This window comes from Pseudomonas entomophila, assembly GCF_013523125.1.
In the GTDB taxonomy this organism is placed as follows: domain Bacteria; phylum Pseudomonadota; class Gammaproteobacteria; order Pseudomonadales; family Pseudomonadaceae; genus Aquipseudomonas; species Aquipseudomonas entomophila_B.
Genome location: NZ_JAAMQJ010000047.1, coordinates 21275 through 34485 on the forward strand (window position 1 = coordinate 21275; position 13211 = coordinate 34485).

Consider the following 13211-nt stretch of genomic DNA (forward strand, 5'->3'; position numbering starts at 1 on the left):
AAGACAATGACCGATACCCAGAAGATTGCCGCGCTGGAAAAACAAGTGGCCAGCCTGACCGCCAACGTGGCGAGCCTGAATGACCGGCTCAGCGCCGAGGTGCGCCAGCGTGCTTCGGACGACGCGGCCCTGGCCCAGCACATCAGCGCCCTGGAGGCGAAGCGCTAACCAGCTTCGCCGGCCGCTGCACCCACCAAGCCCGCCGCGCGCGGGCTTTTCTTTGCCCGATAGGAGACCACCATGTCGGTTTTGACCCAAGGCACCAACATCTTCGCGCTGGTGCCGCCCGTGTCCGGTACCGGTGCGTACACCGTGCTCGAGATCGGCGGCGTCACGGCGTTCAACCCAGGCGGGGCGCCCGCTGATCAGATCGAAGACACCCCGCTCAGCGCCACGGAGCGCAGCTACAAGAAAGGCCTGCGCACGCCTGGCCAGGCCTCGCTCACACTCAACGCCGATCCGGCCAACGCAAGCCACGTTCGCCTGCACCAGCTGTCCGAGGCCAGCGGCGACACGGCCATTCGCTGGGCCGTTGGCTGGGCAGACGGCACCGGCGTGCCCACGGTGGCCACCGGCGGTACCGACTTCGACCTGCCGAAGACGCGCACCTGGTTCACCTTCACCGGCTACGTCTCGGACTTCCCGTTCGACTTCGCCGGCAACGCCGTGGTGAGCACTGCCGCAACGATCCAGCGCACGGGCGGTTCTGCCTGGGCCAAGAAATCCGCTACCGCTTGAGGCCATCCATGAAGCTCAACATCACCACCCTGCAGCAGGCCGGGTCGTTCACCGGGCGCCCGGTTGAAAAGGAGATCACATGGCGCCAGGGCGAAGACTCATTGACGGCTACCGTCTTCGTCCGCCCACTTGGGTATCGCTCGGCCGTCAGCGACGTCCTTGCTACCGCAGGCAAGCAGGATGGCGTAGCCGGCCGCATCGCCTCCTGCATCTGCGACGAGGATGGTGCTCCCGTATTCACTGTCGCCGACATCACCGGCGATGCTGATCCCAGTCGCGGTGCCCTGGATGGAAATCTAACCATGGCGCTGATGGCTGTGATTCAGGAGGTCACCAACATGGGAAAGACGACCCCCTCACCGAACTCGACGAAGCCTGGCACGAAATCGCCATCAGCCTCGGCTGCACCATCGCGGAAGCGCAAGAGCGCATGAGCCTTGCCGAGTTTCGGCAGTGGCTCAAGTATCGCGCGAAGAGGGGATCCTTGAACTGGGGAATGCGGATCGAGCGCGGTGCAGCATTGCTGGCCACCCTTTATGCCAACGTCCACAGCAAAAATGGTGGCTACAAGATCTTTGACTTCATGCCTCACGATGCTGAAGAGCCGCTGACCTTGGAGCAGGCCATAGAGAGTTGGATGTGACGCTGGTAGATTGAGGGGTTTTGGAACGGAAACCATGAACAAAATCTGTGTCATTGATCATCTACAAAAACCCGCTACGGCGGGTTTTTTTATGCCCGGAGAAAATGAATGGCTTCAAGATCGCTGGGCACGCTGACCCTTGACCTGATCGCAAAGGTAGGCGGGTTTGTGGCTGGCATGGATGCGGCAGAGCGCAGCTCGGAGAAATGGCGCAAGTCCGTTGAAAAGAATGCGAAGGCGGCAGGTGCAGCGGTAGTGGCTGGAGCCACTGCGGCAGTAACAGCCTTGACGGCTTTTACGGTCAGCGCAGTCAACAGCACGGCCGCCGCTGCGAAAGAGATCACCAACCTCTCGAACTTGGCCGGCCTCAGTACCACGCAGTTCCAGAAATATGCTGCGGCTGCTGCGACTGTCGGTGTCGAGCAAGACAAACTTTCCGATATTTTCAAGGATACCAACGACAAGGTTGGTGACTTCCTTGCAACTGGCGGCGGTGAGCTGAAGAATTTCTTCGAAACAATCGCGCCCAAGGTTGGCGTGACAGCTGAGCAGTTCCGCAATCTGAACAGCGCAGATGCTCTTCAGTTGTACGTGTCCAGCTTGCAGAAGGCCAACGTCAATCAAGCGCAGATGACCTTCTTCATGGAGGCGATTGCTGACGAAGCCAGCGCGCTAGTGCCTCTGCTCTCCAACGGCGGCAAGGGATTCCGCGAACTCGGTGATGCTGCCGAGGCCACAGGTATGATCCTGGATACCCAGACGATCGCAGCGGCTCAGCAATTCAACACTGAACTGACTGTTCTCGGTCAATACGTCAGCGCCGCCAAGGTTCAGCTTGCTGCCGAGTTCATGCCTGTGCTGGCGCAAATGTCCAAGGATCTTGCGAGCGGCACCAAAGAGGCCGGCGGTCTACGCAGCGCCATGAGCGGTTTGGGTGACGGCCTGGTGAGCGTGGCTGTTTTCGTTGCAAATACCATCGATGTGGTCCGTGGTGCGTTCAACCTTACCGCCCTGGCCCTGGTAGGCACCTTTACCACTGCCATGGGTTATTTGCAAAAGCTCGGTGCTGGCGCCAACCAGATTCTTGGCTTCATCACCTTTGGCGATATGTCCAAGGACTTCAAGGCTACCGCCGACAGGTTCGCTGTGGATGCAACTGACAGCCTCGATTCGGCTCGACTAGCGCATTCGGCGATGGTTGAAGAGTTCAACAAGCCCTTGATGGGCGATCGGATCCGCGAGTACATCGAGAACGCGAAGAAAGCGGCAGCTGCGCTTCCAACAATCACGCCGCCTGGGAGCGGAGGCCCAGGCTTCAAAGGTCTCACCGATGCTCAGAAAGCGGCAGCCAAGGAAGCGGAGGCGGCGGCCAAGAGGATCAACAAGGCCTTTGAGGCGACAGAGGAAGATCTGTCCAGGCAGATCGCGCTGATCAACACAACGACCGATGCCCGAAAGAATGCCACCGAGGTTGCCAAACTTCAGTTCGACATCGAGTCTGGAAAGCTGGTTGGCATCAATGCGCAGCAACAGAAGCGCCTCGAAGGGCTTGCAGCTGAGCTGGACCGTTTGCAGAAGTTGAAGCGAGCCAATGAAGATGCAGCCAAAGCGGCAGCTTTCGCTTCCACGTTGAAGAGCTCAAATCAAACAGTACGATCTGGCTTCGAAATTGAGCTTGCTGGTGCTGGCAGTGGTGACAAGCTCAAAGAGCGACTCAAAGCAGACCTGACCATTCAGCAGGATTACCAAAGCCAGTTAGCCGACCTGCAGAAACAATTCAATGGCGGAGACATCAGCCAAGAGCTCTATAGTCAGGAAACAACGCTTCTTCAGGAGGCCCTAGCCGAGCGATTAGTCGCTCAGCAGGACTATTACAACCAGCTCGACGAAGCCCAAGCAAACTGGATGGACGGTGTGACCAGTGCCTGGGAGAACTTCGCGGATGCGGCGACCGACTACTCGGCTATAGCCGCAGACGCTACTACCTCGACGCTCAGCAGCGCCCGCAGTGAGCTGGGTGACTTCCTATCGGACGTCGCTACCGGCTCTCAAAATGCCGGCGATGCGCTGATGGATATGGTCGCGGGCTTCGGCAAGACGCTGATCAATACCTTGTCCGACATGGCGGCCCAGTGGCTCATCTACCAGGCAGTGCAGCTGATGGTAGGCAAAACCACACAGTCAACCGCTGGCATGGCCATGGTGGCCAATGCACAGGCCACAGCGTTCCAGGCTCAGTTGGCGGCGTTCGCTTCTACAGCGGCCATCCCGATCACTGGCCCCGAGCTTGCGCCGGCGGCTGCCGCTGCTGCTGCAGTTGCGACGGCCCCTATGGTTGCGGGTGTCGCTTCGACGGCGCTCATGGGCATGGCTCATAGCGGCATCGACAGCATCCCGCAGGAAGGTACCTGGCTGCTCGATGGAGGCGAACGGGTGCTTAACCCGAACCAGAACCGTGACCTCACCGCGTACCTGCGGAAAGTCGATTCTGTGGGTGCCGACTCGACTCAGCGTGCTGGCGTGACGGTGAACGCACAAATTACCGTCCAGGCCCAGCCTGGCATGAGCGACGAAAGCGCGCGCCGCCAAGGCGAGATGATGGGCGAGGGCCTTCGTCAGCGGATCCGGGAAGTAGTCAATGAGGAGTTTGCCCAAGGCGGCACGCTCTGGAGGCGGTGATGGCAGAGACATTCAACTTCAGCACCCGAGTGGGCGCGTCTGGCGAGGTCAAGCAGCGTGTCTGGGAGAACGACTTCGGGGACGGCTACACCCAGTCGGGCGGTACCGGGATCAACAACAAGTCCCAGGAGTGGAGCCACCAGGCTACCGGCGGGCTCGAGGACGGCCAGGAGCTGCGCCTGATGCGCGACTTCCTCGACCGGCACGAAGGATACCGGTCGTTCCAGTGGACGCCCCCAGGCGGCTCGCAGGGCCGCTACAAGGTCAATGGCTACAAGCTCGACCCGCAGGGTGCAGGGCTGTTCAAGCTCACCTTCACCATGAAACAGGTCTTCACCCCTTACTGACCCCGCCTTGACGGGGTTTCCTTTTCCGAGGCCCCATGACTTTCGAAACCGACATCCAGAAGCTCGAGCCGGGCAACCAGATCCGACTGTACGAGGTGGACGCCACCCGCCTGGGCGGCAACATCATGCGTTTCCACGGGCACGCCCAGGCCGGCGACATCATCTGGCAAGGCAAGCTGTACGCCTCCCAGCAGGTCGAGGCCAAGGGCTTCGATATCCGTGGTGATGGTCGACCTGCTTCGCCCACCCTGCAGCTGGCCAACGAGATCAACGGTGTGCGCGGCGCCGTCACCGCCCTGTGCCTGGCGCTGAAGGATCTGGCCGGCGCGAAGGTGAAGGTCATCGAGACCTTCCGGCACTTCCTCGACGCGGCCAACTTTGCCGAGGGCAACAGCGAAGCCTCCAACCAGGCCCGCGAAAGCCTGTGGTACATCGAGCAGAAGAGCAGCGAAAACCGCGAGCAGGTGACCTTCAAGCTGTCCAGTCCGCTGGACCTGAACGGCGTACAGCTGCCCAGCCAGCAGATCACCAAGCTCTGCCGCTGGGCCTGCCGGGGCCAGTACCGCGGCGAGGCCTGCGCCTATACCGGCGCGGCGATGTTCACCAAGCAGGACGAACCCACCGATAACCCGGCGCTCGATCGCTGCCGTGGCAACTGGAAGAGCTGCAAGCTACGCGGCAACACCAGGCGCTTCGGCGGATCCATGGGCGCAAGCCTGATCGCCAGCTCGAGGTAACCCATGCGCATCAACCAAACGTTGCAGGCCGCCATCCGCGAGCATGCTGAACGCGAGTACCCGGCAGAAGCCTGCGGCGTGCTGGTCAAGACGGACGAGGGGCGGGAGTACTTCCCGTGCCGCAACCTGGCTCGAACGCCGCGCGATCAGTTCACGCTGCACCACGAAGACCTGGCCAACGCAGAGGACCGTGGTGAGCTGCTGGCCATCATCCACAGCCATCCGGACGCCGCGCCACGCCCGAGCATGGCAGACCGGGTGAGCTGCGAGCTGCACGAGCTGCCTTGGGGCATCGTGGGCTGGCCCGGTGGCGACATGGAGTGGTTCAGGCCGACCGGGTACCGCGCGCCGCTGCTGGGGCGGGAGTTCGCCCATGGCATGCTCGACTGCTGGGGCGCCTGCCGTGACTGGTACGCGCGCGAGGCCGGGCTGGAGCTGCCGAACTTCGAGCGACAGGATCTGTGGTGGGAGGACGCAGAGGGGCTGAGCCTCTATGAGGCCAACTTCCAAGGCGCAGGCTTCCACCAGGTGGAGAATCCGCAACGTGGCGACATGCTGGTGTTCACCGTGCCCTCACCGGGTCGGCCGTGCTACCACCCCAACCACGCGGCGATCTACTTGGGAGAAGAGCCATCGCTGATCAGCGAGGAGGCACCCAAGCTGGGCGGCTCTGGGCCATTCATCTACCACCACATGGCCGGCCGGGCCTCGACCCGCGAGGTCTACGGCTGGTCGATGGCCAACCGCTGCCGCCTCATCCTTCGGCACAAGGACTATCGCCCATGATGCGAACGATCAAGCTCTACGGCGTCCTGCGCAAGCACTTTGGCCGGGAGTTCAAGTTGGACGTGAACAGCCCGCGCGATGCCATCCAGGCACTGTGTGCCATGGTCCCAGGCTTCGAGAAGTTCCTGACCACAGGCGAGGAGCGCGGGCTGGTGTTCACCGTGTTCTCAGGGCCGCGCAATCTCAGCGGCGAAGAGCTGGACCTGCAGGGCAAGGACGATGGCGACATTCGCATCGCGCCCATCATCCAGGGAAGCAAGCAGGCTGGCCTGTTCCAGACGATCCTGGGCGTGGGCCTGATCGTGGCGGGCTTCATGACAGGCGGGCTGTCCAGTGGCGTTGGTATTGCACTGCTCGCCGGCGGCGCGTCGATGGCGCTGGGCGGGGTAGTGCAGATGCTGTCGCCCACCGCCCAGACCGGCAGCCTCAACCGCAACGAAGACGGCAACAACCCAAGCTATGGGTTTGGAGGCGCGGTGACCACGATCGCCCAGGGCAACCCGTACCCGGTGCTGTACGGAGAGCGGGAGATCGGCGGAGCCGTGGAATCTGGCGGCATTTACCCACAAGACCGGCTGTGAACTGCCGGCGTTATCGACCCGCTTCGGCGGGTTTTTTTGTTTCTGGAGGGTGTGATGGTTGAGGCATTGAGGGGCAGGTCGCGCCGGGAGAAGGCCGCGCGCCGGCAGGTGTCGGGCGCCAAAGGTGGGCAGAAGAAGCAGAAGCAGCCCAGCATTGCCTCCAACGGCGTGCCGTCGATCGCAACGGCGCGCATGGTCTACCTGTGGAGCTGGGGGCCAATCGTGGGCCCGGTCAACGGCCTGCGCTCGATCAAGCTCGATGGCACTCCGCTGGTGGCCGAAGACGGCACGGTCAACTTCCCAGGCGTGAAGTGGCAGTTCCGTTCGGGCGAACTCAACCAGCCGCGGCTGGAGGGGGTGACCGAAGCCAGTAACGAGATCCAGGTGGGTCATGAGCTGCGCAGCACCACGCCCTGGGTGCACAGCATCACCAACCCGGTGATCGACGCCGTGCGTGTGCGCTTGGCCTGGCCACAGCTGCAGCGCCAGGACAGCAACGGCAACGTCGACGGCGTCCGGATCGAGTATGCGATCGACGTGGCCACCGACGGCGGCCCTTACCAGCAGGTGCTGACGTCGGAGGTGAACCGCAAGAACGTCACCAAGTATGAGCGCTCGCACCGGGTGGAACTCCCAGATGGCGCGCGCTGGACCGTTCGTGTGCGACGCCTGACGGCCGAGGCCAATAGCTCGACGGTGGCTGACGGCATGTTGGTCGATGCTATCGCCGAGGTGGTGGACAGCGACCAGGAGTACCCGCTGACCGCTGTGAGCTGCATCGAGTACGACGCCCAGCAGTTCGACGGCGATATCGCCAAGATCGCCGCCCTCATGCGCGGGCGCATCGTGCGCGTCCCCACCAACTACAACCCTGAGACGCGCGCCTATGCCACGTCCGGCGCCGGTACCAGCAATGGCGTCTGGGATGGCTCGTTCAAGGAGGCCTACACGAACAACCCAGCCTGGGTGTTCTACGACCTGGTGCTGCACCCGTACTACGGTCTGGGCGATCGCATCGACGCCAGCATGATCAACCGCTGGTCTCTGTACCGCATCGGCCAGTATTGCGACCAGCTGGTGCCGGACGGGAAGGGCGGCCAGGAGCCACGTTTCACCTGCAACCTCTACCTGCAAAAGCAGGCTGACGCCTGGGCTGTATTGCAGGACCTCGCCGCGATCTTCCATGGCCTGGCCTACTGGGACGGGAGCCAGATCTCGGTCAATGCCGACATGCCGCAGGATTCGGCCTTCACCTACACGCTCTCGCAGATCCTGGGCGATGGTGCGATCGAATACACCGGCAGTCGCTGGCGCGACCGCAACAGCCTGGCCCTGGTCTCGTTCGACGATCCAGACCAGGGCTACGAGACCGACAAGGAGCCGGTCTTCGATGAGGACGCCATTGCCGAGTACGGCGTGCGCGAGACATCCATCGAGGCGGTCGGCTGCACGTCGCGCGGCCAGGCTCAACGCGCTGGGCAGTGGGCTTTGCAAACCGAGCAGCTGCAGCTGCGTGGCGCGACCCTGCGTGTGGGCCTGGACGGCTACATCCCCAAGCCGGGCAAAGTGATCTCCCTGTCTGACCCGATGCTGGCGGGCCGCGCCAATGGCGGCCGCATCGCGGCAGTGGCCGGCCGGGTCGTGACGGTCGATCGTGACATTCAGGTGCCCACCGGCGCCCGTCTGTTGGTGAACCTGCCAAGCGGCAAGACCGAGGCGCGCCAGGTGCGTTCGGTCGCCGGCCGGAAGGTCACGGTCATGGCCGACTACAGCGAGCTGCCGCAGGCGGAGTGCGCGTGGGCATTGGACTACGACGACCTGAAACTCATGCAGTTCTACGTGCGCAACGTCACGCGTCCGGAATGGCACCAGTTCCAGCTCGAGGTCATCCAGCACGAGCCGAGCAAGTTCCCCGCCGTCGACTTCGGCACGGTCATCGACGACCGGCCGATCAGCGTCCTGCCTGCTGGCGTGCAAGAGGCGCCGGCGCGCGTGCTGATCAGCAGCCACTCGGTCGTTGACCAGGGCATCGCAGTCACGACCATGACCATCGCTTGGGACGCAGCACCTGGGGCCGTGGCCTACGAGGTTGAGTGGCGCTGGGGCGCTCGCGATTGGGTCAAGATGCCACGCACAGGCGAGTTGTCTGCCGACGTGCGCGGCGTCTATGCCGGTCAGTACATGGCGCGCGTGCGTGCGATCAGCGCCACCGGCGTGGCGTCCATCCCGACCACCTCGGTTATGACCGCCCTCCAAGGCAAGACGACTCCGCCGCCAGCCGTCACGCACCTGGCCGCTGAAAGCCTGATCTTTGCCATTGGCCTGAAGTGGGGCTTCCCACGGGGCGCCGAAGACACCCAGCGCACCGAGCTGTGGTACAGCGAAGGCACCGACCTGGCCAAGGCCAACAAGCTGGCAGACCTGGCGTATCCGCAGGACAAGCACACGCTGCAGGGTCTGCGCGCCGGGCAGCAGTTCTACTTCTGGGCGCGCCTGGTCGACAAGTCCGGCAACATCGGGCCGTGGTTCCCGAGCGGCACCACCCTGGTGGCCGGTATGGCCAGCGCGGATGCCGGGCCGATCCTCGAGCAGATCAAGGACCAGATCACCGAGAGCGAGTTGGGCAAGGCGCTGACGAGCAAGATCGAGAAGATCGAACTCATCGACGGCAACGGCCCGGGTTCGGTCAACGAGCGCGTTACCACGGCCTCGAACGCCATCAAGGCCGACGTCAACAAGCAGCTCATCCAGGTCAATAGCACGATCGACGGTGTGCGCTCGAACCTGCAAGGCCAGGTGACCGCCGTAGAAGGCCGGATGACCACCGCGCGCGACGACTTGCAGAAGCAGATCAGCGAGGTCTCCTCGATCGCCGGCGCGCTGCCGTACAACAAGACCAAGACCTACGCCCTGGACCAGGCGGTGCTCGGCACCAACGGCAAGCTGTATCAGGCCAAGAAAGCCGTCCCGGTCAACGTGGCGCCGCCGAACGCCGACTACTGGGAGGACGTGGGCCAGTCCGTGCGCACCGCCAACGGCACAGCCAGCGCCGTCACCAAGCTGCAGACCGACGTCACCACCCTGGGCGACAAGGTCACGGCCACGTCGGGCAAGGTCGATGGCTTCCAGGCGAGCCTCAATACCACCAACGACAACGTGGCGAAGAAGGCCGATGCCAGCGCTGTCAACTCGCTGAAGCTGACGGTCGACCAGCAGGGCCGCGATCTGACGTCCCAGGGCAGCACCCTGAACGGCATGCAGACCACGATCGACGGCAAGGCCAGCTCGCAAGCCCTGACCCAGCTGAGCAATCGGGTCAAGCTGACCGAGGACAAGAACGGCCTGCAGGACGACACCCTGAAGTCCCAGAGCGAGTCGCTGACCACGCTCAAGGACACCGTGACCAAGAAGGCCGACTCGTCGACGGTTCAGTCCTTGAGCAACGAGGTGAATCAGCACGGTCAGACGCTCACGTCGCAGGGCCAGTCCTTGGTCGCTATCAATTCCACAATCGGCCAGCTCGGCGGGGAGAACTGGATCTACAATCCCTCCTTCGAGAAGCCCGGTACCGGCGGCCTGGCCGACGGCTGGGCGCGGGCAGGTGCAAGCGGCGTCACCGTCAACCCGAGCATTGTGCCTTCAGCTCTCGCCTCTGGAGAGTTTGCTCAGCGCATCGATGTGACAGGGATATCAGCGTCGGCCTGGTCCAGAATCGGGAACCCTGGGAACAGGCGGGTCAAAGTCAGCCCAGGCACTGCTGTGACCCTGTCGGCATATGTTCGCGGTACGGCCGGCTTGAGCGTGCGGTGCGAGATTCAATTTCTCAACTCCGATGGCAGTGGTATCAGCGGCGTGCCCGTGGCCGCCAATACCTCGGCGACCGCGGACTATGCCCGCCTGTCGCACAGTGCTGTGGCACCGCAGGGAACAGTTGAGTGCAACTTCTTTGTCACCTGCTACGGCACCGCAGCGATCAGCTCGGCGTTCCTCGAGGTAGACCGGTGCCAGTTGGAGTTCAGCCCCTCTATGAGCGGCTGGCGAGATAACGGCGCGGTCAATGTCGAGGCAGCGGCCGCTGTTTCCTCTGCCGTTCAAAGTCTGTCAGGAAAGGTTGACCAGACCGAGTCGTCACTGACCTCCCAGTCGGGAGCCATCACGCAGTTGACCAACAGCCTGACCACAACCGATAGCAATGTGAGCAAGGCGCAGAAGGCTGCTGAGGCCGCGAACTCATTGGCAGGCGGGAAGGGGAAAGTCATTGTCCAAGCTGCCGCGCCGGCGGCGGCGGACCAGGCCGCCCAGAACCTGTGGATTGATACCACTGGCAATGGCAATACGCCGAAGCGCTGGACCGGGTCGGCCTGGGTTGCCGTTACCGACAAGGTGGCGACCGAAGCCGCAGCAGCTGCAGCGTCGGCCTTGAGCGAAGTGGCCAAGAAAGCCGATGCATCCGCGGTCAGTGCCATGAAAAGCACGGTCGATCAACAGGGACGTGACATCACAGCGCAAGGCTCCTCCCTCACGCGGATCGATGCCAGCCTTGCCAACCTGGGTGCCAGCGGCGTCAACCTGCTGCCTGCCGAGTACAGCGTGTTTGGCAAGACGCCGCCGACCTTGGCGGGTAGCAGCTACACCGCAACTACGGTAGCCGATAGCGCCGCACTGCGCGGGTATGCCCTGAAGTTCGACTGGTCAACCACATCCAGCGCGCTGACCGCCTTCTTCTCGAAGGCGACCAACCTGGGCGATGCCAACATGGGCGCCAAGCGACAGAAGTACATCGTGTCGTATTACGCCAAGGCCAGCGTGGCCGGGCACGTCATCGCGCTGTACCTGCGAGGGTTCCAGAACGACGGTAGTTCGTACGATAACCCTGGTGTCGTTCAGCAGGCGCTGACTGCCGGATGGATGAGGTACTCCTACGTCGCCGACATGAGCGCGAGTGCGTTCGCTGGCTCGCAGATGATCCTGGCCATCCAGCTCAACCGCTCGGGCGTAGCAAATCGGTCAGTCTGGGTTGACCGTATCATGGTCGAGCCGGTGGTGAATGGTGCGACCGAGCCATCGACCTATGTACCCGGCAACAGCTTCGATCAGAGCCTGGCCAATGCCGCCGCCACCGCCGCACTGGACGCCAAGGTAACGGTTAGCGAAGGCGCCATCACCAGTGCATCGGGGCAAATTACCGAGCTGCGCAACAGCATTGGCGACGTAGGCGGCGAGAATCTGATCTACAACCCATCGTTCGAGAAACCGGGCACGAATGATTTGGCTGACGGCTGGGCGGTCGCCAGCGGCTCGGGCGCCACGGTGTCGCCTTCTGTGGTGGCTTCTGCGCTGAATCCCAAGGAATGGGCACAGCGCATAAACGTGACGGGCCTCAGTGCCAGTGTCTGGGCGCGCATCGGCAACCCAGGGAATCGGCGCGTCGCGCTGAAGCCCGGAACGCCGGTTACGTTCTCGGCCTACATGCGCGGCACGGCAGGTCTCAATGTCCGGCCTGAGATTCAGTTCTTGAACAGCGCGGGCAGCGGTATCTCTGGACCGGTGGCGAGTTTCACAGTCGCGTCAGGTGAGTTTGCGCGTATCTCGTTGAGTGCCGTGGTGCCGGAAGGCACTGTGGAGTGCAATTTTTTCGTGACCTGCTACGGCACCGACTCGATCAGCACCGCGTTCATGGAGATTGACCGGGCTCAGCTGGAGCAGTCCTCGCGCGCCACGGGATGGCGAGATAACGGGCAGGTTAACGCTGGCGACCAGTCGGCTACTTCCAAGGCCGTGGACTCGCTCACCTCCACGACGACAAAACAGGGGGAGAAGATCGAGAGCGTGTCCGATCGCGCCACCTTCCTGGAGAACACGATCAACAGCCCGGCCAATGGTCTGGGCTCCAAGGCCAGCACCACGGCGCTGAACCAGCTCGGCGGGCGCGTCACCCAGACCGAAAGGGACATTTACGCAGCGGGCGGCACACTCACGGACATCACCAGCAAGCTGAACGGAATCGGTGGTACCGGCAGCAACCTGCTGCCCGCGCAGTACTCCACCTTTTCCGAGAAGCTGCCGGGCATCCACAGCGCGGCGCAGGTGACGACAACAGCGCAAAAGGACGACTCCGCCTATTCGGGCTACCTGCTCAAGGCTGACTCCAGCGCCGGCACAGGCTGGCTGTACCTGGCTGACAGTGCCACCAACTACACACTGAGGCTGGTTCCTGGGAAGCGCTACATTTTCTCGGCCTGGATGAAGGGCAGTGCTGCGCACAACGTGGCAGTCCGGCTGCGGTACCAGAACACCTCTGGAGGGGCAGCGGAGGTCGGGCTGGGCAGTGTTGACGTGAGCACCACGTTGGCCCGCGTGAGCTGCGTGATAACTGCGCCAAGCGCGTTGGCCGGTCCTGCCAGCCTGGTCTTCTATACACAGAACGGCTCGGTCCCAGGCACGACGTGGTTCGACGGGATCATGCTCGAAGAAAAGGTCGGTGATGCCTCGGCGCCGTCTTCCTTCACGCCGGGCAACTCGGCCAGCCAGATGATCGCTCAGGCCAATGCTGTCTTCGCTCTGGACACAGCCGTGTCCAAGCAGGGCGAAAAGCTGACGGTCACCGCTGACGGCGTGACCAAGCTGACGGGGGATCTGGGCAAGACGAGCGGCGCCTTGCAGGACGAACAGAAGCTGCGCATTGAGGCCGACTCAGCCT

At 63.0% G+C, this 13211-nt stretch carries 9 protein-coding genes and 1 pseudogene; all 10 read left to right on the plus strand.

Going from position 1 to position 13211, the window contains the following annotated elements; genetic code table 11:
- The first annotated feature begins 6 nt into the window (after nucleotides 1–6).
- Nucleotides 7–168 (plus strand): hypothetical protein, encoded by a 162-nt coding sequence (locus tag G7007_RS19350; RefSeq protein WP_181104363.1) that lies wholly within the window; start codon nucleotides 7–9, stop codon nucleotides 166–168.
- A 72-nt stretch (nucleotides 169–240) separates the two neighbouring features.
- Nucleotides 241–738, plus strand: a complete 498-nt coding sequence (locus G7007_RS19355) for a phage tail tube protein (RefSeq protein ID WP_181104365.1) — start codon at nucleotides 241–243, stop codon at nucleotides 736–738.
- An 8-nt stretch (nucleotides 739–746) separates the two neighbouring features.
- Complete coding sequence (locus G7007_RS19360; protein WP_181104366.1) at nucleotides 747–1172, plus strand: phage tail assembly chaperone family protein, TAC; 426 nt, start codon at nucleotides 747–749, stop codon at nucleotides 1170–1172.
- The gene (locus G7007_RS19365) at nucleotides 1169–1381 is read left to right on the plus strand and encodes a phage tail assembly protein T (RefSeq protein ID WP_181104368.1); all 213 of its coding nucleotides are present in this window, start codon (nucleotides 1169–1171) and stop codon (nucleotides 1379–1381) included. The genes G7007_RS19360 and G7007_RS19365 overlap by 4 nt, the downstream gene beginning before the upstream one ends.
- A 108-nt stretch (nucleotides 1382–1489) precedes the next feature.
- The gene (locus G7007_RS19370) at nucleotides 1490–4060 is read left to right on the plus strand and encodes a phage tail tape measure protein (RefSeq protein WP_181104369.1); all 2571 of its coding nucleotides are present in this window, start codon (nucleotides 1490–1492) and stop codon (nucleotides 4058–4060) included.
- Nucleotides 4060–4407, plus strand: coding sequence for a phage tail protein (locus G7007_RS19375; RefSeq protein ID WP_181104371.1), 348 nt, complete (start codon nucleotides 4060–4062; stop codon nucleotides 4405–4407). Before G7007_RS19370 ends, G7007_RS19375 begins: the two co-directional genes overlap by 1 nt.
- A 35-nt stretch (nucleotides 4408–4442) precedes the next feature.
- Nucleotides 4443–5144, plus strand: a complete 702-nt coding sequence (locus tag G7007_RS19380; protein WP_181104373.1) for a phage minor tail protein L — start codon at nucleotides 4443–4445, stop codon at nucleotides 5142–5144.
- Between the two features lie 3 nt (nucleotides 5145–5147).
- A complete protein-coding gene (locus G7007_RS19385; protein WP_181104375.1) occupies nucleotides 5148–5930 on the plus strand; it encodes a C40 family peptidase in 783 nt (260 codons plus the stop codon).
- A complete protein-coding gene (locus G7007_RS19390) occupies nucleotides 5927–6511 on the plus strand; it encodes a tail assembly protein (RefSeq protein WP_181104377.1) in 585 nt (194 codons plus the stop codon). Before G7007_RS19385 ends, G7007_RS19390 begins: the two co-directional genes overlap by 4 nt.
- A 54-nt stretch (nucleotides 6512–6565) precedes the next feature.
- Nucleotides 6566–9901, plus strand: a pseudogene (locus G7007_RS22685) (host specificity protein J); the annotation flags it as partial.
- Nucleotides 9902–13211: the final 3310 nt, after the last annotated feature.

Bases quoted from the DNA above. Each gene is read 5' to 3' on its own strand.
- G7007_RS19370 (WP_181104369.1), top strand. From the start codon at position 1,490: ATGGCTTCAAGATCGCTGGGCACGCTGACCCTTGACCTGATCGCAAAG.
- G7007_RS19390 (WP_181104377.1), top strand. From the start codon at position 5,927: ATGATGCGAACGATCAAGCTCTACGGCGTCCTGCGCAAGCACTTTGGC.
- G7007_RS19380 (WP_181104373.1), top strand. From the start codon at position 4,443: ATGACTTTCGAAACCGACATCCAGAAGCTCGAGCCGGGCAACCAGATC.
- G7007_RS19385 (WP_181104375.1), top strand. From the start codon at position 5,148: ATGCGCATCAACCAAACGTTGCAGGCCGCCATCCGCGAGCATGCTGAA.
- G7007_RS19360 (WP_181104366.1), top strand. From the start codon at position 747: ATGAAGCTCAACATCACCACCCTGCAGCAGGCCGGGTCGTTCACCGGG.
- G7007_RS19365 (WP_181104368.1), top strand. From the start codon at position 1,169: ATGAGCCTTGCCGAGTTTCGGCAGTGGCTCAAGTATCGCGCGAAGAGG.
- G7007_RS19350 (WP_181104363.1), top strand. From the start codon at position 7: ATGACCGATACCCAGAAGATTGCCGCGCTGGAAAAACAAGTGGCCAGC.
- G7007_RS19355 (WP_181104365.1), top strand. From the start codon at position 241: ATGTCGGTTTTGACCCAAGGCACCAACATCTTCGCGCTGGTGCCGCCC.
- G7007_RS19375 (WP_181104371.1), top strand. From the start codon at position 4,060: ATGGCAGAGACATTCAACTTCAGCACCCGAGTGGGCGCGTCTGGCGAG.